This window comes from Caproicibacter sp. BJN0012 (assembly GCF_035986805.1).
Lineage (GTDB): Bacteria > Bacillota > Clostridia > Oscillospirales > Acutalibacteraceae > Caproicibacter.
In genome coordinates this window covers 3,015,150-3,035,762 of record NZ_CP142518.1, presented here as the reverse complement: position 1 = coordinate 3,035,762, position 20,613 = coordinate 3,015,150, and the positions used below count along the sequence as shown (strand labels likewise).

Annotated in this window: 25 protein-coding genes; 19 read left to right on the top strand and 6 right to left on the bottom strand. The window is 55.3% G+C overall.

What is annotated here, in order from left to right; all coding sequences use genetic code 11:
- The 6 genes from fliW to VA597_RS14865 all read right to left on the bottom strand — a co-directional run bounded on the left by fliW (nucleotide 1) and on the right by VA597_RS14865 (nucleotide 5,472).
- Nucleotides 1–444 carry a flagellar assembly protein FliW gene (fliW, locus tag VA597_RS14890; protein WP_326974809.1) on the bottom strand — a complete coding sequence of 148 codons (444 nt, stop codon included), beginning with the start codon at nucleotides 442–444 and terminating at the stop codon, nucleotides 1–3.
- Nucleotides 445–637: 193 nt separating this feature from the next.
- Nucleotides 638–925, bottom strand: coding sequence for a hypothetical protein (locus VA597_RS14885; protein ID WP_128743711.1), 288 nt, complete (start codon nucleotides 923–925; stop codon nucleotides 638–640).
- 48 nt (nucleotides 926–973) lie between these two features.
- Nucleotides 974–2,683, bottom strand: a complete 1,710-nt coding sequence (locus VA597_RS14880) for a flagellin N-terminal helical domain-containing protein (RefSeq protein WP_326974807.1) — start codon at nucleotides 2,681–2,683, stop codon at nucleotides 974–976.
- Nucleotides 2,684–2,689: 6 nt separating this feature from the next.
- The gene (gene flgK, locus VA597_RS14875; protein ID WP_128743709.1) at nucleotides 2,690–4,606 is read right to left on the bottom strand and encodes a flagellar hook-associated protein FlgK; all 1,917 of its coding nucleotides are present in this window, start codon (nucleotides 4,604–4,606) and stop codon (nucleotides 2,690–2,692) included.
- Nucleotides 4,607–4,622: 16 nt separating this feature from the next.
- On the bottom strand, nucleotides 4,623–5,102 hold the full coding sequence (locus VA597_RS14870; protein WP_128743708.1) for a flagellar protein FlgN: 480 nt from the start codon (nucleotides 5,100–5,102) through the stop codon (nucleotides 4,623–4,625).
- A gap of 40 nt (nucleotides 5,103–5,142) precedes the next feature.
- Entirely contained in the window at nucleotides 5,143–5,472 is a 330-nt protein-coding gene (locus VA597_RS14865) for a flagellar biosynthesis anti-sigma factor FlgM (protein ID WP_128743707.1), read from the bottom strand.
- 354 nt (nucleotides 5,473–5,826) lie between these two features.
- On the opposite strand from VA597_RS14865, the gene flgB reads away from it, so the two are divergent.
- From flgB to VA597_RS14770, 19 genes are all read left to right on the top strand, one after another.
- Nucleotides 5,827–6,237, top strand: a complete 411-nt coding sequence (gene flgB, locus VA597_RS14860) for a flagellar basal body rod protein FlgB (RefSeq protein ID WP_326974806.1) — start codon at nucleotides 5,827–5,829, stop codon at nucleotides 6,235–6,237.
- 47 nt (nucleotides 6,238–6,284) lie between these two features.
- Entirely contained in the window at nucleotides 6,285–6,734 is a 450-nt protein-coding gene (gene flgC / locus VA597_RS14855; RefSeq protein ID WP_128743705.1) for a flagellar basal body rod protein FlgC, read from the top strand.
- Between the two features lie 6 nt (nucleotides 6,735–6,740).
- On the top strand, nucleotides 6,741–7,043 hold the full coding sequence (gene fliE, locus VA597_RS14850; RefSeq protein ID WP_128743704.1) for a flagellar hook-basal body complex protein FliE: 303 nt from the start codon (nucleotides 6,741–6,743) through the stop codon (nucleotides 7,041–7,043).
- Nucleotides 7,044–7,074: 31 nt separating this feature from the next.
- A complete protein-coding gene (gene fliF, locus VA597_RS14845) occupies nucleotides 7,075–8,676 on the top strand; it encodes a flagellar basal-body MS-ring/collar protein FliF (protein WP_128743703.1) in 1,602 nt (533 codons plus the stop codon).
- Complete coding sequence (gene fliG / locus VA597_RS14840; protein ID WP_128743702.1) at nucleotides 8,669–9,676, top strand: flagellar motor switch protein FliG; 1,008 nt, start codon at nucleotides 8,669–8,671, stop codon at nucleotides 9,674–9,676. The genes fliF and fliG overlap by 8 nt, the downstream gene beginning before the upstream one ends.
- Nucleotides 9,669–10,439 carry a FliH/SctL family protein gene (locus tag VA597_RS14835; RefSeq protein ID WP_128743701.1) on the top strand — a complete coding sequence of 257 codons (771 nt, stop codon included), beginning with the start codon at nucleotides 9,669–9,671 and terminating at the stop codon, nucleotides 10,437–10,439. Before fliG ends, VA597_RS14835 begins: the two co-directional genes overlap by 8 nt.
- Nucleotides 10,440–10,460: 21 nt before the next feature.
- Nucleotides 10,461–11,762 (top strand): flagellar protein export ATPase FliI, encoded by a 1,302-nt coding sequence (gene fliI, locus VA597_RS14830; protein WP_128743700.1) that lies wholly within the window; start codon nucleotides 10,461–10,463, stop codon nucleotides 11,760–11,762.
- 2 nt (nucleotides 11,763–11,764) lie between these two features.
- Entirely contained in the window at nucleotides 11,765–12,220 is a 456-nt protein-coding gene (locus VA597_RS14825; protein WP_128743699.1) for a flagellar export protein FliJ, read from the top strand.
- Nucleotides 12,221–12,282: 62 nt separating this feature from the next.
- Nucleotides 12,283–13,647: a flagellar hook-length control protein FliK gene (locus VA597_RS14820; protein WP_128743698.1), complete on the top strand. Its 1,365-nt coding sequence runs from the start codon at nucleotides 12,283–12,285 to the stop codon at nucleotides 13,645–13,647.
- 18 nt (nucleotides 13,648–13,665) lie between these two features.
- Nucleotides 13,666–14,196 carry a flagellar hook assembly protein FlgD gene (locus VA597_RS14815; protein ID WP_128743697.1) on the top strand — a complete coding sequence of 177 codons (531 nt, stop codon included), beginning with the start codon at nucleotides 13,666–13,668 and terminating at the stop codon, nucleotides 14,194–14,196.
- A 19-nt stretch (nucleotides 14,197–14,215) separates the two neighbouring features.
- Nucleotides 14,216–14,614 (top strand): TIGR02530 family flagellar biosynthesis protein, encoded by a 399-nt coding sequence (locus VA597_RS14810; RefSeq protein WP_128743696.1) that lies wholly within the window; start codon nucleotides 14,216–14,218, stop codon nucleotides 14,612–14,614.
- An 80-nt stretch (nucleotides 14,615–14,694) separates the two neighbouring features.
- Nucleotides 14,695–15,528 carry a flagellar hook-basal body complex protein gene (locus tag VA597_RS14805; protein ID WP_128743695.1) on the top strand — a complete coding sequence of 278 codons (834 nt, stop codon included), beginning with the start codon at nucleotides 14,695–14,697 and terminating at the stop codon, nucleotides 15,526–15,528.
- Between the two features lie 65 nt (nucleotides 15,529–15,593).
- Nucleotides 15,594–15,812 carry a flagellar FlbD family protein gene (locus VA597_RS14800; protein WP_128743694.1) on the top strand — a complete coding sequence of 73 codons (219 nt, stop codon included), beginning with the start codon at nucleotides 15,594–15,596 and terminating at the stop codon, nucleotides 15,810–15,812.
- A 28-nt stretch (nucleotides 15,813–15,840) separates the two neighbouring features.
- Nucleotides 15,841–16,674, top strand: coding sequence for a motility protein A (locus tag VA597_RS14795; protein WP_128743693.1), 834 nt, complete (start codon nucleotides 15,841–15,843; stop codon nucleotides 16,672–16,674).
- 39 nt (nucleotides 16,675–16,713) lie between these two features.
- Nucleotides 16,714–17,556, top strand: coding sequence for an OmpA/MotB family protein (locus VA597_RS14790; protein WP_128743692.1), 843 nt, complete (start codon nucleotides 16,714–16,716; stop codon nucleotides 17,554–17,556).
- Nucleotides 17,557–17,629: 73 nt separating this feature from the next.
- Complete coding sequence (gene fliM / locus VA597_RS14785; RefSeq protein ID WP_128743691.1) at nucleotides 17,630–18,628, top strand: flagellar motor switch protein FliM; 999 nt, start codon at nucleotides 17,630–17,632, stop codon at nucleotides 18,626–18,628.
- 27 nt (nucleotides 18,629–18,655) lie between these two features.
- Entirely contained in the window at nucleotides 18,656–19,756 is a 1,101-nt protein-coding gene (fliY, locus tag VA597_RS14780) for a flagellar motor switch phosphatase FliY (protein ID WP_326974804.1), read from the top strand.
- Between the two features lie 40 nt (nucleotides 19,757–19,796).
- Nucleotides 19,797–20,159 (top strand): response regulator, encoded by a 363-nt coding sequence (locus tag VA597_RS14775; RefSeq protein WP_128743690.1) that lies wholly within the window; start codon nucleotides 19,797–19,799, stop codon nucleotides 20,157–20,159.
- A 20-nt stretch (nucleotides 20,160–20,179) separates the two neighbouring features.
- On the top strand, nucleotides 20,180–20,569 hold the full coding sequence (locus VA597_RS14770) for a FliO/MopB family protein (protein ID WP_243112538.1): 390 nt from the start codon (nucleotides 20,180–20,182) through the stop codon (nucleotides 20,567–20,569).
- The last annotated feature ends 44 nt before the right edge of the window (nucleotides 20,570–20,613 follow it).

Here is a 20,613-nt window from a genome sequence, read left to right as displayed (position 1 = left end):
TCAGTCCCTCCCCGCCGTGCCGCTTCGAAACAGTTTGCAGCGAATGGGATAGCTGCTGTCTTCCAGGATTACCTGCCTGCCGGTCTTTCCCGGAACGTTGATGGCCACCGGACTTTTCAGGTTTACGACGGAATCTTTCAGCTCCCGCTTGATTACTGCGACCGCCAGAATGCAGAGATCTTCTTTCCTTGGATTTCCCAGGTGCTCCAGATCCGCGGGAGAGAGGACGGGGCCGTAATCCGGAAAAATCAAAAAGGGATCGATGACAATCAGGGAGGGATAGGGAGAATCCGCCGCCTGCAGGGACCAGATCGCCTGTGTTTCGTCCTGCTGCAGCAGAACAAATTCCTTCACTGATTCGAAACCGTAGATTCCATCTTCAAACCGAATGATATTTTTTTGATTCCCGGCGTTTGGCTCCGCCCCGGCGGATGTTGATTTCATAGGAATTCTCCTTTCCGGCAGTATGGCGCTGCGGCCCGAAATTCAAGATTGTTCCGGGAGTATCCCGGAACAATCTTGCCAGACGAAACCGGCAATTTCCGCCGTTCATTTTCCCGGAGCGGCGGAAAAAACTCAAAACGCGGGATTTCCCAGAGCCGTGACCGGCGGAGCCGCGTCCCGGCCGGAGGTCTGTTCAGGCGATTTCGTTGAAAGGCCCGCCGTCCGGCCCCGAAGGCGCGGCTGCAAACATCGCGGCGGTCTTGCGGTAAAGCTGGATCGCGTCGCCGGGCCCGGAGCGGAAATCGCCGCCGCAGTTCAGGTCGTAACGCAGGCGCCCGGCTTCATATTGGAGACGCAGCTCCCGGGGTTCCAGAAGAAAGCGGACTGAAACGGAAGGAAGATAAGCGAGGCCGCCGTCCGGCTGACTTTGACGGATGGTCTCACAAACCGGGCAGTCACGGCCTTCGATGGCGATCAGCATGTAAACTTTCCCTTCCGAAACATGCGGCGCTCGGTCCGCCGATTGTCGTTATTTCATGAAATCCAGCAGGGTCGGCTGCAAAATGCTGCTGCCGACCTGCAGGGCCGCCTGATAGCAGAATATCTGCATGGAATAATTAGTGATGGCGTCTGTTGTGTCGACATATTCGACATCCTCGTCCTTTTGGGTCAGATTCAGGTTGACATTGGTAATAAAGGTGCTGGTGCTGTCCAAAAAGGTGGCGTCGGTCCCGAGCTGCGCCTTCTGGGAGGAGAATTCATCCATAGCGTCGTTGAAAGCGTCAGTGTACGGCTCCAGCGTGTCTATCAGGTCCTCGCCGCTCATGCTGCCGTCTCGAAGGATGTCGGCCATCCTGCCGAGCAGGGAATAAGCATTGTTCGGAATACTGGTTCCGCCCTCCGTGGTCGTCCCGTAGCCGAGAAAACTGATGCCCGGCATCGCGGCGTTGAAAGCACTCTGATCAACCACGTTCCCGTTCGCGTCCGTTTTTATTCCGAGGCCAATATCCACATAAGAGGTTTCCTTTGCCAGATCCGCGAGATCGACGAAATTGGTTATTCCGGACGAGATGGAAGTTTTGGGTTCATAAATTGCGTCCCCCGCGTCCAAAGTGACGTCGATACCGCCGTCTACCTGCGACTGAAGGAGGGACTGCAAATCGCTTCGCGTTGCGCCATCCTGCAGCCGGATGGTAATTGTCTTATTGTCGTTATCGACGCTGACCGTGTTTGTGGATGCCCCCGTGCCGAGGGAGACGGTATACCCTTCGTAGGAAGTCGAGGCTCCGCTGAAATTGATCCGGAGGGTTCCTGAGATGTTGTCGGCGTCGTTGTAGCTAAAGGCGGAAAAATCGCCCGAAACGGAGGAAGAAACCGTTCCGCTTTCGCTGATGGCGTCGTCTCCCACACCGGGCTCGTCCAGACCGCTGATGGTGATCTGCTTTACGTCGTCGGCGGTAATGCTCGAATCAATGGAAGAGAGCGCCGACTGAAAATCGCTGCCCTGGAGAAAATCCTGAAGCCCCTGCTTAGTGGCGCCGTTTTCCATTGTGATGGAAATGGTCTTTCCAGCGGTATCGACCGAGACGGTGTTGGAAGTGCCGCTGACGGAGAGGGAAACGGTATAGCCGTTCAGCTTATCGTAAATGCCGGTCCCGAAATCGATCTGCATGGTCTTCGCCGTTGTGACATTGTCGGCGTCCGTGTAGTCGTAGCTGATTGTGGCGGAAGCGCCGTTGGTGTTTTCGCCTGTGTCGACGTTGATGCCGCGGTACAGCAGGTTGCCGCTGCTGTCGACGGAAAACGGGGCCTCGCCGTATCCGCCCGCGCCGGAGAAGAGATAGCGGTTCCCGTATTCGGCGTTCATGTCGGAAAGAATCGCTTTTTGCATCGTCTCCAGTTTATTTGCATAGATGTCCCGGTCGGACTCGCTTGTTGAGGCGGTGATGGCCGCCAGAATGCTGGTCTTTGCGTTCGTCAGAATGCCGTAAACCGTGTCCAGCGTGCTGGTCGCGGAAGAAACCTCGCCTTTCAGACTTGAAATGTTGGAAGAATAACTCTCATTCAGACCAAGCTGCCGGCGGACCTGAAAGGTCTGCCCGGCCAGAAACGGGTCTTCGGAGGGCTTTTCAAACGCGCGGTAATCGTAAGCGGTGGTGGCGGCCTTATTGAGCTGGTAAGTCGCCTGATTCAAGTTGCTGTTGTACTGCCTGGAAATCATCCCGCTTGTAATTCTCATGGCTGATTAACCCCTTCCTACGATGCCCATGTTGTTGATAAGCGTATCAAGACATTCGTCCACCGTCGTCATGAACCGGGCCGAAGCCGACAAAGCCTGATTGTAGACGATCAGGTTGATGGCCTCTTCGTTGATATCCACGGACGACTGCGCCTGCCGGCGCGTGTCGATATTGTTCAGCATGGTGGAGTTTGCCGTGTCCTGCGCGTCGACCGCGTCGATGTCCTGCCCAAGCGTGAGAGAAACGTTGTCCACGGCTTCCTGCATCGTCCCCGTGAAGAGGCTGACGCCGTTCGGAGTGGAAAGCGTGTACTTGCTGGTTGTCAGGTCGGTGATCATCTGCGTGATATTGCTGTTGGAGCCGCTTGAATCGTCGCCGGAATTCGAAGTGTCCTTTGAAAGGGTGAGATACCCTTCGCTGTACTGTGGATCGTCCCATTTCGGGGAAACCCGGATATTGGCGGCGGTGATGGTGGAATTGCCCGACGCGTCGACGGTATTGCCGGCGGAGTCCGTAAAAATCGGCTTGTTGTCCCCGGTATCGTTGGTGCTGTTGTCGGCGTTCATCACGCTGGCCAGCTGCTGCGCCAGCGTATCCAGCATGTTTTCGTAATATCCGATTCCGCGGCTGTTGTTGGTGGTATCGTCGGCGGAGGTTTTATCGTATTCGCCGTTGTCGTTGAGCAGGCTGAGGTATCCGCTCAGGCTGCCGCCCTGAAAGTCGTCATTCCCAATGCCGCGGTCCAGAGACGAATGGGACAGGCCGAGCGGGTCGCTCCCGGAGTCGGTGACGGACAATTCGGAGCCGTCGGTCGGCGTGAAGGTCAGCCGCGTCCCGTCGCTGGAGAGTCCCACGGTGACGTTGAGCGAGGCATCATTTAAGGCCGTTTGGGCGTTCGCGAGAAGGTCCTCCATCGTGTCTCCGGCGCTGGCCGTAATATTGATGGATACGGCGGTGCCGTTTCCCAAGGTGAAATCGTAAGTTGAGTCGATGTCAGACGTCAGCTTGCCGTCCGAATCGGTGGCGATCGCTCCGGATTCGACCGAGAAATTGACGCCGTCCTTTGTCAGGCCCGAGACCGTGAGGCCGGCGGATTCGGCGCTGCCGGTCACGCCAAGTTCGGAATACTGGTTGCCGTCGACCAGAGGGTAAGAGCCGGAGAGCGCATCGCCTTTGCTGTCCGCCAGATAGATCGACAGCGTGTCCACCGATTTGCCCGCGCCGACATCGGTCGGCGTTTCTACCACTTTCACATTGACGTATTGCGACAGCTCGTCGATCATCGAGTTCCGCTCGTCCAGCAGTTCCAGAGCGGGGGAGCCGGCAAGATCCGCGCTTTTGATCTGGTCGCTCAGGCTTGAGATGTTCTTCAGCAGGGTGTTTACTTTGTCCACCCCGTATTGATCCAGATAATTATACTGCTGGTTCCGGATGGTTTCAAGCTGGTTCGCCGCCGTGTTGAGCTTTGTGGCCAGCAGGGAGGCCGCTTCCTTGACGGTGCTTTCCGTCGCGGTCGAACTGCCGCTGGAAGTCAGGCCCTCCAGCTGTTTGACAAGGGCGCTGTAAGCGGCGCTGATCCCATCGGTGGAGGTTTCGTTCAGCGCGTCCTCGATGTCCTGCAGGGCGCTGAGCTGCGTGGAGGTCAGCCCGGACTGCGCGTTCTGCGTGCGGTACTGTCCGTCTAAAAACTTGTTTCTGAGCTGGCTGATCCCGGTTGTCGTCACGCCCTCGCCGACGATTGCGCCGGTCCCCGCGTAAAGCATGTTGATGCTGGTGGGGGCGACGGAACTCTGATCCACCCGCTGGCGCGTATAGCCGGCCGTGTTTGCGTTGGCGATGTTCTGACCGGTGGTGTTCAGATTGGTCCGCGCAGCCTGCACCCCGCTTTTTGCAATATATAATCCGTCAAAGGTTGAACTCATGGCATACGCCGCCTTTCTATATTTTTTTAGAAAGAAAACCGGCGGACGGGGAGCCGTCCCCGGCTTTCCGCCCGTAAATTTTCTGCAGTTCCGTCCGGCCCTTCAGCCGGTTCAGGACGCCGGACGCCCGGCGAAGCTTGCGCTCCGTCAGCAGGCTGTTCCGGCGGTTTGTCTCTTTCAACTCGGCCAGCACGGAAGAAAGTTTTTCATACAGCTCCTGAATCTGTTCCCTGCTTCCAGAGGGAAACAGGGGGATGATCTCCCGAAAATTCGCCTGAGGCTGCGGGGTTTTCTGCATCAGCCTGGCGCGCTCCTGCTCCAGGCCCCGTGCCTTCAGGACAAAGGCCTGTTCCCGTTTCATGCATTCGTCCAGCCTGTCCAGCTTGTCCTGTTCCAGATATCCCTGCTTCTCGGTTTCAAAATCCAGGAATTTCCGGTAGAACTCCAGCAGCCGGGCGAAATAAGAAATCATGTTTTCGGATGTTTTTTCATCCATTATCCGGTTACTCCCTCCTCCCGCTGCCCGCAGGACGATATCATTCGGACAGAAGCATCTCAGCCAGCGCGCCGGAATCCACCGAATAGCTTCCGCTGGTTACGGCGTCCTTCAGGTACTGGAGTCTCGCCGCGCCGGCGTCTCTGCCAAATTCTTCGCAGATGCTGTTTTTCAGGCTGTCGATCAGCCGATCGGACGACTCCTCCTGACGGGGGGAAAGCTCGATCCTGTCGGCGCGAACACCCTGGCTCCTATTGCCCTGAAACGCTTCTTTCGTGTTTTTTACAGCGGCCTCCGTTTGTGCCGCACTTCCCTTGTCCTTGATCTGTGAATAAGGAAACAGGGAAAAACCAGTGTCTTTGATCCGCATCCGACGTTCACCTCTGAATTGTTTATCGGCTGTTCCATTCAAAAATTTAGTTTGGGCGGCGAAAAAGTCCGATTTGTAAAACGGGAAGCTTGACCGGCGTTTTCATTAAGCGTTTATTTCTATAATTGACAGAGAAAATTTCGATAAAAGCTCGAAATATGTTGACTTTTGTCGCATACTGTATGATAATATATCAAGAATATTTTTCCTTTTTTCATCCCAATATCTAGCATTCCTTCATTTATAAAAGATGGGAAAAACACCATCGCTATATGTATGAAAAATCAATCGCCGAACTTTCCGGGGAAAAGCAAAAATAAATAAATATTCACTAGTGTTGAATTTTTTCATAATATGGCGGACGAAAGGAAGACGGTGGAAACGATGAACTGGATCGATAGCGTGACGACGTCGCTGCTCGGCAAGGATCTGGACGGCCTGTGGGCAAGGCAACAGGCGGTCTCGGACAATATTGCCAATTTTGAAACACCGGGTTACAAGACCAAGAGCGTTTCGTTCGAAGATCAGCTGCGTGCCCAGGTCGCAGGCGGTGAGACGGCCGGCGGGCAGATGCGCGGCATTGAGAGCGTGCAGCCGGAAACGGCGGAGGCGGAGGACGAAATGTTCCGCGCGGACGGCAACGGAGTGGATCTGGAGCAACAGGATATTGAGTCTCTTAGAACGCAAATGAACTATTATTATTCTCTTCAGACAGTCTCCGATGTATTTTCCAGGCTGAAAACCGCAATCGGCGGCGGAACTTAAATAGATCTAAATAATTTTAAGATTAAGAAAAACAGGAGGGCTTTTTTATGGCTTTTCTCAGTTCACTGGACATCAGCGGGTCCGCGCTGACGGCCAGCCGGCTCAGAATGGACGTTATTTCCGAGAATCTCGCGAACGCTTCGACCACCCGCACCGACGCGGGCGGACCGTACCGCAGAAAAATGGTGGTTTACCGCTCGGCGGACGGCGCGGAAGACGGCTTTGGCTCGATTCTGAACAATGAGCTAGATGCTTCTTCCCAGGTCCCCGGCGGAGTGAAGGTGGAGGGGATCGTAGAGGACCAGACCCCGTTTAACACGGTCTACGACCCGTCCAACCCGGACGCGGACGAGCAGGGGTATGTTCAGATGCCGAATGTCGACGTCACCAAGGAAACACTGGACATGATGTCGGTGACCAGGGCTTATTCAGCCAATATTAACGCGCTTAACGCGGTCAAAAGCATGGCCAGCAAAGCGCTGGAAATCTGGAAGTGATAAACAATGAATCCAATTGTGCCTATTCAGAAGCTGAGCACGCCGGAGGAGCTCGGCGTTTCCGGGGGAAGCCAGGCGCAGCCCGCGGGGCTGCCGTTCCAGTCGCTGTTTCAGGAGGCCGTGGACAATGTCAAGCAGACGGACGCCTCTCTGAACGACCAGGTCTATCAAATGACGACCGGACAGTCGGATAATCTGCACGATATTTACATTGCGTCACAGAAAGCCAGCCTGTCCGTTGATCTGCTGGTCCAGATGCGGAACAAGGTCCTTGATTCCTACAATGAGATTATGAGAATGAGCGTCTGACGAATTCTCGCAAAGGGCGGTTCTGAGCCGAATGATGAAGGAAGTTAAGAAATACATACAGCCAGTCAAGAACTTTTGGATGAAACTATCTTCAAAGACGAAAAAAATTATTTTCATTTCTCTGGGCGGGGTAGTTCTGCTGTCCGTCGTTCTGGGACTGCTTTTGAACCGTACGCAGTATGTGGTTCTGTACTCGGGGCTTGACCATGACGAAGCGGTTGAGGTCATGACGGAGCTGAAAGACAGCGGCATCTCTTACCGGGAGGACGACGATTCCATTTACGTTCCGTCGGACAAGGAAGATTCCGTGCGAATGCAGCTCGCGAACGAAGGGCATCCGAAATCGGCTCCGACTTACGATTTTTTCACCAGCAATATCAATGCGATGACGACCGATTATGAAAAAAAAGTCATCGAGAAATATCAGTTGAACCAGAGGCTGGAGGACGTGATCAAGACCCAGGACCCGATCGAAAACGCCTATGTGACCATCAGCATCCCGGATGAATCGGATTATGCCTGGGACGACAAGGAGAGCGCTCCCACCGCCTCGGTCGCGATCAAGCTGAAATCGGGACAGGCCCTGAGCGCCAAGCAGGTGAACGGGATCAAGCAGCTGGTCTCCAAAAGCGTCCCCAACATGAAAACAGAGGACGTCTCCGTGATTGACAATTCCACGGGAGAAGAGCTGGAGTCCGCGGATTCCGACAGTTCCGGCAGCGTCCAGATGAACCTGACGGAATTCAAGCTGAAAATTGAAAAGCAATATGAAGACAGTCTGGAAAAAAAGATTGTGGACCACCTGTCGGAGATTTACGGGCAGAACAATGTCAGCGTCAGCGTCAAAAGCCAGATGGACCTTGACAAGACAATCAAGAATATCATTACCTATCAGCCGACGACCAGTGACGGGAAAGGGGTCGTCAGCGAAAGCGAGGAACAGCACGAGGTGACCCAGGATGCCTCCGGAACCGGCGGAGCTGCCGGGGCCGAATCCAATACGGAGACGACGACGTATCCAGGCGTGACGGTCAACGGAAACATCATCACGTCAAAAGACAGCGCGTCGTATAAATACCTTGTCAGCCAGGTTCAGGAACAGGTCCAGGGCGACGCCGCGGCGCTGCAGGATGTAACCGTTTCCGTGATCGTCAACGACCCCGGAATGACGGACACGGAGATAAACAACCTGAAAAACGCGGTGGCCTTTGCCTCGGGCGTCAGTGCCGACAAGGTGGACGTCATGAGCAGAAATTTCTACAGCTCCGCGCAGCCCGCCAATGCGCAGCCGGCCGGCTACGCCCTTCCGTTCGATTGGAAAATTCTCGCGGCCGGCGCCGGCGGATTCCTCCTGATCGTAATCCTGACGGTCGTCTTCCTTTCAAGGCGAAGGAAAAAGCGGATCAAAGAGCTTGAGAAAAACCTGGCGCAGGGGGAAGAAATCAGCCTGGAGGGGCTGGGCCGTTCCCCCGTTTCCGACATTCCCACGGAATCCATCGAGCAGATCCGCAAGGAGACCGGAGGAAAAGAGGAAAAGGTCCGCAAGGACCTGCAGGAATTTTCTTCCCAGAATCCGGAGATTGCGGCTCAGCTGATCCGCAGCTGGCTGAAGGGGGAGGACGACAATGCCTGAACACAAGGTTACCGGGGCACAGAAAGCCGCTTCCGTCATTATCGCGCTTGGGACCGACGCCGCCTCTAAAATCTACAAATATCTCCGCGAAGAGGAAGTCGAACAGCTCACGTATGAAATCGCGCGGACGACCAATCTGCCGCCCGATGAAGTGGAAAATATCCTCGGCGATTTTTACAATCTTTGCCTGACCCAGAAGGTCATTACGGACGGGGGAGTGGAGTACGCCCGCAACGTCCTGGAAAAGGCCTACGGCGCGCAGATGGCGAGCTCGCTTCTGGAACGGGTGACCAAGTCGCTTCGCTCCAAGGCTTTTGAGTTCTTGAGAAAGGCGGATTACAAAAACCTCCTGACCGCCATTCAGAATGAACATCCGCAGACGATCGCGCTGATTCTCTCCTATGCCCGCGCGGACCAGGCCGCGACAGTCATCGCGGACCTTCCGCCGGAAAAGAGGGCGGATGTCGTCCAGCGGATCGCCACCATGGACCGGATCATGCCGGACGTGGTCAAGATCGTGGAAAACAACCTTTCCGATAAATTCTCCAATGTCCTGAGCGTTGACATGACCCAGTTCGGCGGAGTGGATTACGTCGCCGATATCATGAACAACATGGACCGCACCAACGAAAAGTCGATTTTCGACGAGCTGGGCCGCAAAAACGCGGAGCTGTCGGAGGAGATCCGTCAGAAGATGTTCGTGTTCGAGGATATTGTCATCCTGGACAACATGTCCATCCAGCGTTTTCTGCGCGAGGTCGATCCGAAAGACCTTGTCTATGCGCTCAAAGGGGCCAATAAAGAGGTTGCCGACACGATTTTTGCCAACATGTCTTCGCGTTCGGCCGAAACGGTCAGATCGGATCTGGAATATACGCACAATGTCCGCCTGAGGGACGTGGAAGAGGCGCAGCAGCGCATCGTCGGCGTGATCCGCCGCCTGGAAAGCGAAGGCGAGCTGGTAATTTCTAAGGGAGGGAAGGACGAGATTATTGAGTAAGGTAATCAAAGCCTCCCAGTACAACCCGTTTATCGAAAGCCCCGGCGCGGCCGCCGGCGCGGACGTATCGCCGGATGCCCAATGCAGATTGGTTCTCGATCAGGCCTTCCAGAAAGCAAAGCAGATTGTGGAATCAGCGCAGAATTACCGTTCGGAACAGCTCCGCGACTGCGCGGAACATGCGGACCGGGAGCTTCGGGAATCCCAAGAACAGGGATACCGGGAGGGTTTCGCGCATGGCCGGGAAGAGGGCGAAAAGTCCGGAATGGAGTCCGGCATGAGGCAGGGCCTTTCAGAGGGGGCAAAAAAGGCGGAGGCGGAAAACCGGCAATGCCTCAATGAGCTTGGCGAGATGATCCAGTCCGTTGAAAAATCCAAAACGGAAATCCTTTCGAAATTTGAATCCGACCTGAAGGATCTCGCGGTGACCATAGCGAGGGCCATTGTCAAAAAGGAGCTGGAAACCGACCCGAAAACGCTGCACACCATCATCCAGAACGCGGTCGATTCCTATCGCAACCAGGCGTGGGTGCGCATCTATGTTTCAGGAAACACGGCAAATCTGCTGACCAAGGCCGACGTCTCTATCGCGCAGGAGCTTCAGGCCGTATCCGACCGCGTAAAGGTGGTCGTTACAACGGGAATCAGCGACGAATCCTGCGTCATCGAGATGCCGGATCAGGTCATCGACGCGGGAATCGACACCCAGTTGAGAAAAATTCAGTCGGCGCTGGAGGAATCCGGCCAAACCGAAATGGGGTAACTCCTGAAAGGAACAAGCCAGATGGTTGATTTACGGTCTGCCTGTGAAATCGTCACAAAGATCGACCCGCTCTGTTACAAGGGAAAAGTGAAAAATATCGTCGGCATGATGATGGAAACCACTGGCCTTGACGCCAGAATCGGCGATATTTGCACCATTGGCGGCCAGAACGGGGAACCGCCCGTCGAAGCGGAGGCGGTCGGGTTCCGCGACGGCAACGTGCTGCTGATGGCTTACGGGGACATCCGCGGGGTGGGGCCGGGCAGCATTGTGGAATCGACCGGGCACAAGCTGCGCGTTCCGGTCGGAGAAGGGCTGAAGGGCAGGACCGTGGACGCCGCCGGAAGACCGATCGACGGATTGGGGGACATCGAGGCCGAAGCGCGCTACGACGTGGATTCCTCCTGCGTGAACCCTTTGGAACGGCCCCGCATCAGCGAGACCATGACGTTCGGCATCAAGGCAATCGACGGGCCCCTTACGATCGGCAAAGGCCAGAGAATCGGTATTTTTTCCGGAAGCGGCGTGGGAAAAAGCACGCTGATGGGGATGATCGCGAAAAATGTACGGTCGGATATCAACGTGATCGCCCTGGTCGGCGAGCGCGGCAGGGAAGTGAAGGAGTTCATCGAGAAGGACCTGGGGAAGGATGGGCTCGCCCGCTCGGTGCTGGTGGTGGCCACCTCCGACCAGCCGGCCATGTTCCGGGCCAGATGCGCTTCCGTGGCCACGGCCATCGCGGAATACTTCCGCGACAAGGGAAAAGACGTTCTGCTGATGATGGATTCTCTGACGCGTTTTGCCATGGCGCAGCGGGAAATCGGGCTGGCGGCGGGCGAACCCCCCATCGCGAGGGGATATACGCCGTCCATTTACGCGCAGCTCCCAAAATTGCTGGAGCGGAGCGGGAATTTCAAAACGGGTTCCATCACCGGGATTTACACGGTCCTGGTGGAGGGAGACGATACGAACGAGCCGATTTCGGACACCGTGCGCGGAATTCTGGACGGGCACATCGTGCTTTCCAGAACTCTTGCGGCGAGGAACCATTACCCTGCCATCGACGTGGGGGCCAGCATCTCCAGGCTTATGACGGACATCACCTCGGAGGAGCATCAGGCGGCCGCGGCCCGGCTCAGGAATCTTCTTTCCACTTACAATCAGAATTACGACCTGATTTCCATCGGCGCCTATAAACCCGGCATGAACAAAAGGCTTGACGAAGCCGTCGGCAAAATCGACCAGATCAATCAGTTTCTCACGCAGCGGGTGGACGAATCGTTTTCCTATGAGGAGACCGAAAACAGGATGAAGGGGATTTAATATTGAAAAAATTTGTGTTTTCCCTTGAAAGCGTCCTGCGTTACAAAGAGGAAACGCTGGATATGCTCAAAAATGAAATGGCGCAGCTCCAAATGAAAATTCGCGAATTGGAACAGGGGATTTTCAGGATGAAGCAGGAATATTCGGACCTGAACCGGACGCTGGTTCTGGAGATGAAGGCCGGGGTGGAACCGTGCGGCATTGCGGTTTACAAAAGATATTTTGCCGAACTGGACCGCCAGGTGCGCAAATTGGAGTCGCAGCGGGCGGCCGTGCAAAGGGCGGCGGCCGCCAAGCAGGAGGAAATCGTAAAAATGAAAAGCGACATCTCGGGGCTGGAAAAACTCCGGGAATCGCAGCGGAAGGATTACGAAGCCCAGGGGCGGAAGGAACAGGAGCAGCTGATCGAGGAATTTGTCTCGCGGCGGAAGGACTCCTCGGGGTGCCGCACGGCGTAACAGCATTGCTGTCTAAATGTATTTTTTAGATAGAGATTTTCCTTGAAAGGAGGTGAATTGCAATGGTACAGCAGATCATCAGCACAGTAAACGCGAACGTGCCTTCGACCGGGCAAACGTCGCGCGGAACGCAGGATACGGATCAGTTCCGCTCCATGCTGAAAGCCGCCGCGGGACAGTCCGGTTCGACACAGGGCGCGGGCGGTTCCGCTCGAAAGACCGCCGATCAGGAACAGGATTCCAAAGCGGATAAGGCCGGCAGCGGCAGGAAAAAGGAACGGACAGCAGAAGCGGATCAATCGGCTCCGGCTGGGACGAACGCCGGCCAGGCGCCGCAAAGCGCGCTGCCGTCGGAGACGCTCGTTTCGCCGGATGCCGCCGCCGCTTTCGCTTCGGTGAAAGGTCAGCCGGCTTTCCAGGGAAAAGATCAGCCGGCGGCGGGACCCGGCGGTTCCGCATCGGACGGCACCGGCGCGGTTTTGGCGGCGGGGATTCCGCCGCAGGAGCAGGCAGGCCGGCCGGGGCAAACCGGACAGGCTTTCCCGCCCGAAGGAGAGACGGCCCGGGTTTCAGGCCAAGACTCCGCGTCGCCCAGAACGGCGGACCGGACCGTTTCGGAACCGCCTGCGCAGAACGATGGGATTTCGGGTCAGCAGGCATCCGCTCCGGCCGATTCAGGGCGTCGGGAATTTCAGAGTCCCGATTTCAGGCGGCAGGTCGCGGCGTCGGCTCCCGGCTCTTATGACCGTGAAACCCGGGGTCCGTCCGACGCACAGAGAGACAGCCGGACAACCGGCGCGGAAGGGAAAAATGCTGCGGAGGACGGGACGGCGCAGCCCCTGCAAGGAGCGGCCGGCCCGGCACAGACTCATCCTCCGGATGCCAAAGATTCCGGCACGGGCGGCGCTGCCGCCGCAAACGGCGGGTTGCCGGCCCTTTATGGCAATGGAAAGGTCGTCATCAAGGTTTCCGGCGAGCCGGCACAGGCGGAGACCTCTCCGTCCCGGCAGGTGGCGGACGCGGCCGTGCATCAGTTGCGGAGCGGAAAAACCGAGTTTCAGATGGACCTTTATCCAAAATCGCTGGGGAAGGTTTCCGTAAAGCTCACTTCTCAGGACGGGCTGCTGACCGTGGAAATTGCGGCGGCGGACCCCAAGACTCAAAGCCTTCTGCTTTCCGGCTCTTCCGAGATCCGCAGCATCCTGCAGGCTTCCACCGGGCAGAACGTGCAGACGGTAACTCCGGACCAGCAGGCGGCGCAGTGGTACGGGCAGCAGTCGGACGGCGGGGACGCCTCCGGGAACCGGCGCCAAAAGCGGGACGAGCCGCGCAGGGACAAATCAAACGGCGTTGAATCCGTGTCTGCCGAACTGAACACAGGCGACTTTCTTTCCATGATCCAGCGGATCGGCGCATACGCACGGTAACAAAAGGAGGGAAAAAGTTTGAATAACCTTGGAATTACCAATTACGGGACCCTGAACCGCACCTATTCGTCCGGCCTGGAATCTTCAGCGAACCATACTGAGTCGACGACAAGCTCGGACTCCACGCTGGATATGAACGACTTTCTGATGCTCCTGGCCGCGCAGTTTGAAAATCAGGACGTGATGAACCCGACGGACAACACGGAATTCATCGCGGAGCTGGCGCAGTTTTCATCCCTGCAGGCGATGAGCCAGCTCACTCAGTATTCGCAGTATCAATACGCGGCTTCCCTTGTGGGAAAAACCGTGAAAGTGGGGACCTACGACACGACCGGCCAATATGTCATCAAACAGGGCGTCGTCGAAAACACAGCTTTTGGGTCCGACGGCTGCGCGATTTTGCTGGACAGCGACAACACGGTTTACAATCTTTCCGATGTGGTTATGGTGATGAAGGACGCCTCGTCGGGCGGTTCTTCTTCCGACGGTTCCACGGATGATTCCGCAGATGATTCCACAGATCCCGCAAGTACCCCGGATACCACTTGAAACCAAAGGCGGCGAAACAATGAACGACATCCAGTTCCGGAAAAATTATTCCGCCTGGATCGGCCCGGCTTATCCGGCCCAGCCGGACGGCAAAAGCCCGGGAACCAAAGAAACCGGCGCCGCGGGCAAGAACAGTTTTTCCGAAGTCTTGAAAAACGTGCAGGGCGGCCTGACCTTTTCCAAGCACGCGCTGCAGCGAATGGACGCAAGGCAGATCGAGGTTTCCCCCGAACTGATGGAGAAGATGAACGGCGCGGCCGCGAAAGCGAAGGAAAAAGGCGTTCGCGACGCATTAATGATGAGCGGAGACACCGCGTTTATCGTCAATGTTCCCAGTTCGACGGTCGTCACGATGATGAGCGGCGGGGAAATGAAGGAAAATATATTCACCAATATTGACGGAGCCGTAATCTTATAACCGGACCTTTCGAGGGGGTTATCGGGCTTTGAATGACGGAGAAGCCCGTGCGGTTCCAAACGAAGGAGAGGTAATCTACTATGATGAGAGCAATGTCCTCCGGCGTGGCCGGACTCAAGGCGCACCAGACGGCGCTGGACGTGATCGGCAACAACGTCGCGAACGTGAACACCTATGGGTTCAAATCCTCGCGCGCCCTGTTCAGCGACGTGCTGTACCAGACCTTGACCGACGCGACGGCGCCGAACACTACAAACGGCACGGGCGGCGTCAATCCGAGCCAGGTCGGCTACGGCTCCACCGCGTCTTCCGTTTCGGTGGACACCGGGCGCGCCGGCATGTCGACCACCGGGTACAGCGGCGACTGCTACATCAACGGCGAAGGCTATTTCGTTGTCAGGGACGGGGCGAGCGGCTACAAATACACCCGCGTCGGCGCCCTTTCGTTCGACAGTTCCGGCGATTTGGTCGACGGGAACGGCAATTTAGTGTTAGGCGCTCAGGACAAAACTTTTGCAAGTGGTGATCCTGATACTATTACTTGCGGTACGTCAAAATCATACAGCAGTATTTCCATTGCCGCAGACGGCACCATCACGGGGATAGACTCCAGTTCGGGGGACCCGGTAGTAATCGGAGGAATTGCGCTGGCGCACTTTGTAAATCCCGCCGGGCTTGAGCAGGAGGGCGGCAACTATTATAAAGCCACCAAAAACTCTGGCGATGCTGCCTACGCGGTGCCGGGCGGAGGCGCTACCGGCAAACTGGTGACCGGTGCGCTGGAGTCCTCCAACGTGGACCTCGCGAACGAATTTTCCAACATGATCACCACCGAAAGAGGCTACCAGGCGAACTCCAAGATCATCACGGTCGCGGACACGATGCTGGAAACCCTGGTCAACATGGTCCGTTAAGGAACGCGCCACCCCTTCCCGGTTCCCGGGAAGGGACGGCGATTTCTGTGGATGGGGGAAGGAAAATGATCGAACTGACGCAATTGAACGGCACCCCTTTTATGCTGAACTGCAATCTGATCGAAACGGTTGAAAGCATACCGGAAACCAAGATCTCGCTCACGACCGGAAAATATTTTCTGGTTCAGGAAGAGCGGGAGGACATTCTCAGGAAAATCATCGCCTATCAGCGGATGATTTATAAAAACATGATCTGTATTGAAGGACTCAAACCCCAGAAATAAATCTTAGGTTCAGGGAAGTGTTAAGTTCATGGATTTTACAGGAATTATCGGCTTGATCGCCGGCCTTGGCCTGATTTTTTTCGGTATTACCAACTTTACCGATATGAGCGCGATGAAGGGATTTATCGATTATCAGAGCATGGCGATCACCTTCGGCGGAACCATCGCCTCCACCCTGATTGCTTTTCCGATTTCCTATTTCAAAAAAATCCCCGCCCAGCTGAAAATCACCCTGCAGAGGAACCGGTACGATCCCCAGAAGTACATAGGACTCATCGTGGAATTTGCGCAGGAGGCCCGGAAAAAGGGTTTGCTTTCGCTGGAAGAAAAGGCGAACGCGCTCGACGATTCCGATTCTTTTCTCAAGAACAGCATTTTGCTGATCGTGGACGCAATCGACCCGGAAAAGGTAAAGGAAATGCTGGACAATGAACTGGATTCTCTGGACGAACGCCATGCCGCGGGCTGGCAGTTTTTTGAAAAAGCTTCCACATTTGCGCCGGCTTTCGGAATGATCGGCACGCTGATCGGTCTGATCAACATGCTGGGCAACCTGAATATGGACTCTTCCAGCGGGGCCAGTGCCCTTGGGCAGGGAATGTCCGTCGCTCTGGTCACCACGTTTTACGGGTCTTTGGCGGCCAACCTGATTCTGGTTCCCATCGGCCACAAGCTGCATATGCGCCATAACGAGGAGCGCCTCTGCAAAGAGATCGTTGTGGAGGGGGTCATCGCCATTCAGGCGGGGGACAACCCAAAGCATATCGAGCAGCGGCTGAATGCATTCCTCTGTGAAAAGCAAAGGGGAGAAGACCAGGAAACAGGGAAAAAGCCTAAAAAAGAAAAAAAGAGCAAAAAATAACGCTCATTCGATATAGATATCGGGGAATGAGGTGGCAATATGAGAAAAAAGAAACAGGATGATTCTTCCGGAGGCCCAAGCTGGCTGGATACCTATGCGGATATGGTGACGCTGCTGCTGACATTTTTTGTTCTCCTGTTTTCCATGTCGACCCTAAACTCCAGCAAATGGCAGAAGCTGGTTCTTGCGCTGACTGCCAACGTCGCCAAGAATCCGGTGAACAGTGAACAGCAGGTCGTGATCGATCCCTCCGCGCTCACCGCCTCCAGGGCGCCGGACGCCGCCGCGTCGGACGAAGGACTGGGCCAGGAATCCCAGCCGCTCGTGGACAAGGTGACGAATTTTGACCAGCTCTACGCCTATTTGAAAAATTATATTGAAAAGAATCATCTGGACGACAATGTCAAGATCTATAAAGGGGACGGATATACGTTCCTTTCTTTCCGGAACAGCATTTTCTTCGACGGGGACAGTTCCGTCCTCCGTACGCAGGGAAAGGTGATTCTCGATTACCTTTGCAACGCGATGGCCAATATTCCGGACCAGATCGGTGAAATCCGCTTTTATGGGCATACGGCGAAGGTCTCGGCGACCAATACGCCGGAACGGCAGGCGTTCGATCGCGGCCTTTCCGATGACAGGGCGAAAAACGTTCTGCTTTACGTTCAGGCGAAGGGAATCATCGGCGGGGCGAAGATGGTCAGTGAAGGCTACGGCGAATACCGCCCGATCGTCCCGGACGACGGGACGGAAGCGACCAGGGCGAAGAACCGGCGGGTTGAGATTTACATCTCCAAGAATGGGACGACGGATGATGTTCTGGAAAAAGTCTATGAAGAGATCAACGCCTCCAGCAAAGCGGCGCCCGGCAGCTCGGGGTGACGCCTGTTCTTAATCTTTCGCCGGCCGCGGCGGCCGGAAGTGACAGAATCCTTGCAAGGAATGGTGGGTATGTATGGCGGAAGTTTTATCGCAGCAGCAGATAGACGATCTGCTGGGGAGCCTGCAGAGCGGCAGTATGGATTTTCAGGAAATCGAAGAGCAAAGTTCCGGACCGAAGGTCAAGGACTACGACTTTCTTTCCCCAAAAAAGTTTACAAGAGAGCAAATCAGGCTTTTGCAGAATATATTTGAGAGCTTTTCACGGCTGTTCAGCCTGCATCTTTCGGGAGTCCTGCGCATGAACTGCCAGGCGGAAGTGCTTCAGGTGGAAGAAGAAGAGTACAAGGAATTCGGCAACGCGCTGAGCGATTCCGTGCTGATCGGAGTGATGGGGCTGCACAGCGCGGAGTACGGCATTGAGGACAAGCAGATCCTTGTCGAAATGACCAGGCCGATTTCCTTTTGTATCCTGGACCGGATGCTTGGGGGCAGCGGGACCGGTTATCAGGTCGACCGCGATTATACCGAGATTGAGCTTTCGCTTTTGAATTACCTCTTTCAGCAGATTGCTCCCATTTTAAAAGACGCGTGGGGGAACTATGTCGACGTGGAACACACGCTGGATGGAATTGAAACCAACTCCCAGCTCATCCAGTTCATCCAGCCGGACGAGTCCGCGGCCATCGTTGTCATCGAGGTGACGCTCAATGACTTGAAGGGAAACATCAACATCTGTCTTCCCGCCAGCTCGCTGGAAGAGATTTTCAAAATTTTTGATTCCAAATATGTGAAAATCAATCGAAAACTTGACCCGGCGGTGGAAAAACAGCGCAGGGAACAGATCCTTGAGAGCCTGAAAGATACGCCGCTGACCGTTTCGGCGCTTCTTGGAAAAACAGAAATCACCCTAAGGGACCTGCTCGAGCTGCAAAGGGGCGATGTCATTCCGCTGGAGTCACCCGTCGCGGACGACTCCGTTGTCCTGCAAGTTGAAAAGCTGAGATGGTTTACAGGCAGGATCGGCGTAAAGAAAAAAAATTACGCCGTTAAAATAGGGAAAGTCCTTTACTAACTATATATTTGAAAAAAGGTGATTGTTTTGGAGCCAAAGCAAGAGAAGCTGCTTTCCGATATGGAGATAGACGCGATCGGCGAAATTCTGAATATCAGTCTGGGTTCCTCCGCCACCTCCGTATCGGAACTGCTTGGGCAGCCGGTCAACATCACGACGCCGGAGGTTAAGCTGATGAAGACCAGCGAATTCGATATCAAAACATATGAGCCCGCCATCGCCGTCGAAATTAATTATGTTCAGGGGCTTTCCGGAAAAAATCTGCTGATTCTGAAGGAGTCGGACGTCAAGGTCATCGTGGGCCTGCTGCTCCAGACGGATTTTTCCGACCAGGAATTCGTCATGGACGAGATGAATGTCGGCGCGATCTGCGAAGTGATGAACCAGATGATGGGTGCCGCCGCCACGGCGCTTTCCCAGTTCCTGAACAGAAGCATCAATATTTCTCCGCCGAATTCTTTCTCCATTGACAATTCCGAAAAGTTCAAGGAGAAATACTTTGAGGGCAACGAAGATATCGTCGCGGTCTATTTCAACTTGATGATAGGAAACATGATCAACAGCCAGTTTATCAATGTCATGCCGATTTCCCTGGCAAAGGAACTGGTTTCCAATTTTGGACTGGATTCCGCCCAGCGGGAGAATGCCGCGGCCCCGTCGCCGGAGGCGCCGGTGCACGCCCCGGCGGCGTCTCAGCCGGTCCCGCCCCCGGAACCTCAGCCCGCGGGGGAGACAGCGCCCCCGCAGCAGCCGGGTCCCCAGCCGGCTCCGACGGCAGCCTCCGCGCCGCCGGCTCCTTCCGAGCTCAATATCCGGAATGCGGCTTACCCGAGCTTCGACGAGCCTGAGCCGCCCCTCACCAAGGGGGAGAGCAACAATCTGAACATGATTCTATCCGTCCCACTGCAAATCACGGTGGAAATCGGGCGAACTTCCAAAAAAATCAAGGAAATCCTGGACTTTTCCACGGGAACCATTGTGGAATTAAACAAACAGGCCGGATCCCAGGTCGATGTTTTTGTCAATGGACAGGCCATTGCGAAAGGGAACGTCGTGGTGGTGGATGACTTCTACGGTGTCCGGATTACGGAAGTAATGAACAGCGAAGAGATTATGAAACTGGTCTAATTAAAAATACATTTATTCCAAAGTTTTAGGAGGATACTCGATGGAAAAGAAAATCATGCTGGTGGATGACGCTGCTTTTATGAGGATGATGATTAAAGACACCCTGTCAAAAAACGGCTATACCGACATTATCGAAGCGAATAACGGACAGATTGCCGTTACGAACTACGCCGCCGAAAAGCCGGATCTGGTCATCATGGACATCACGATGCCCGTGATGGACGGGCTGCAGGCGCTGAAGGAAATTAGGGCGCAGGACCCGGACGCCAACATCATCATGTGCTCCGCCATGGGGCAGGAGGCGATGGTGGTCGACGCGCTCAAACAGGGTGCAAAGGATTTTATCGTCAAGCCGTTCAAGGCGGACCGCATCATGAAAACCGTAAAGGGTATCCTGGGCTGAAAAGCCGCGGAGGAATTTGAATGAGGCTGAGCATGAGCTATGCATCGGATCTTCTCCCGCTGCTTTTTGCGCTGGTTGCAATTGCCGCCATCCTGTACCTGTGTTTCCTTCTCAGCCGGTTTGTGGCAAAAAAGGCGAACAGCGCGGCGAACACGGCCAACATCCGCATTCTGGAGCGTGTTGCGCTGGCCCAGGACAAGGGGCTTGCCATCGCGCGGATCTGCGGCCGCTGCTATCTCATCGGGTTTTCATCCGACAGGGTTGAAATTTTGAAGGAAATCGACGAAATGGAGCTTCGTTCTTCCGAACCCGGGAACGGGCGGAGTTTTGTGGATGCTCTGAACGCCGCGCTGAAGGGCAGATTGGATTTGACTGGCCATGGTAAAAAACATAAGCTTGACAAGCACTGAAGAAAAAAAGCCGCTCCGGTGCAGAATCGCAAAAAAGGCGTTGC

What these genes read in the sequence shown, in the direction of transcription:
- fliW (WP_326974809.1), bottom strand. Translation starts at nt 444, where the DNA reads ATGAAATCAACATCCGCCGGGGCGGAGCCAAACGCCGGGAATCAAAAA.
- VA597_RS14885 (WP_128743711.1), bottom strand. Translation starts at nt 925, where the DNA reads ATGCTGATCGCCATCGAAGGCCGTGACTGCCCGGTTTGTGAGACCATC.
- VA597_RS14880 (WP_326974807.1), bottom strand. Translation starts at nt 2,683, where the DNA reads ATGAGAATTACAAGCGGGATGATTTCCAGGCAGTACAACAGCAACTTG.
- flgK (WP_128743709.1), bottom strand. Translation starts at nt 4,606, where the DNA reads ATGAGTTCAACCTTTGACGGATTATATATTGCAAAAAGCGGGGTGCAG.
- VA597_RS14870 (WP_128743708.1), bottom strand. Translation starts at nt 5,102, where the DNA reads ATGGATGAAAAAACATCCGAAAACATGATTTCTTATTTCGCCCGGCTG.
- VA597_RS14865 (WP_128743707.1), bottom strand. Translation starts at nt 5,472, where the DNA reads ATGCGGATCAAAGACACTGGTTTTTCCCTGTTTCCTTATTCACAGATC.
- flgB (WP_326974806.1), top strand. Translation starts at nt 5,827, where the DNA reads ATGGCGGACGAAAGGAAGACGGTGGAAACGATGAACTGGATCGATAGC.
- flgC (WP_128743705.1), top strand. Translation starts at nt 6,285, where the DNA reads ATGGCTTTTCTCAGTTCACTGGACATCAGCGGGTCCGCGCTGACGGCC.
- fliE (WP_128743704.1), top strand. Translation starts at nt 6,741, where the DNA reads ATGAATCCAATTGTGCCTATTCAGAAGCTGAGCACGCCGGAGGAGCTC.
- fliF (WP_128743703.1), top strand. Translation starts at nt 7,075, where the DNA reads ATGATGAAGGAAGTTAAGAAATACATACAGCCAGTCAAGAACTTTTGG.
- fliG (WP_128743702.1), top strand. Translation starts at nt 8,669, where the DNA reads ATGCCTGAACACAAGGTTACCGGGGCACAGAAAGCCGCTTCCGTCATT.
- fliI (WP_128743700.1), top strand. Translation starts at nt 10,461, where the DNA reads ATGGTTGATTTACGGTCTGCCTGTGAAATCGTCACAAAGATCGACCCG.
- VA597_RS14820 (WP_128743698.1), top strand. Translation starts at nt 12,283, where the DNA reads ATGGTACAGCAGATCATCAGCACAGTAAACGCGAACGTGCCTTCGACC.
- VA597_RS14810 (WP_128743696.1), top strand. Translation starts at nt 14,216, where the DNA reads ATGAACGACATCCAGTTCCGGAAAAATTATTCCGCCTGGATCGGCCCG.
- VA597_RS14805 (WP_128743695.1), top strand. Translation starts at nt 14,695, where the DNA reads ATGATGAGAGCAATGTCCTCCGGCGTGGCCGGACTCAAGGCGCACCAG.
- VA597_RS14800 (WP_128743694.1), top strand. Translation starts at nt 15,594, where the DNA reads ATGATCGAACTGACGCAATTGAACGGCACCCCTTTTATGCTGAACTGC.
- VA597_RS14795 (WP_128743693.1), top strand. Translation starts at nt 15,841, where the DNA reads ATGGATTTTACAGGAATTATCGGCTTGATCGCCGGCCTTGGCCTGATT.
- VA597_RS14790 (WP_128743692.1), top strand. Translation starts at nt 16,714, where the DNA reads ATGAGAAAAAAGAAACAGGATGATTCTTCCGGAGGCCCAAGCTGGCTG.
- fliM (WP_128743691.1), top strand. Translation starts at nt 17,630, where the DNA reads ATGGCGGAAGTTTTATCGCAGCAGCAGATAGACGATCTGCTGGGGAGC.
- VA597_RS14775 (WP_128743690.1), top strand. Translation starts at nt 19,797, where the DNA reads ATGGAAAAGAAAATCATGCTGGTGGATGACGCTGCTTTTATGAGGATG.
- VA597_RS14770 (WP_243112538.1), top strand. Translation starts at nt 20,180, where the DNA reads ATGAGGCTGAGCATGAGCTATGCATCGGATCTTCTCCCGCTGCTTTTT.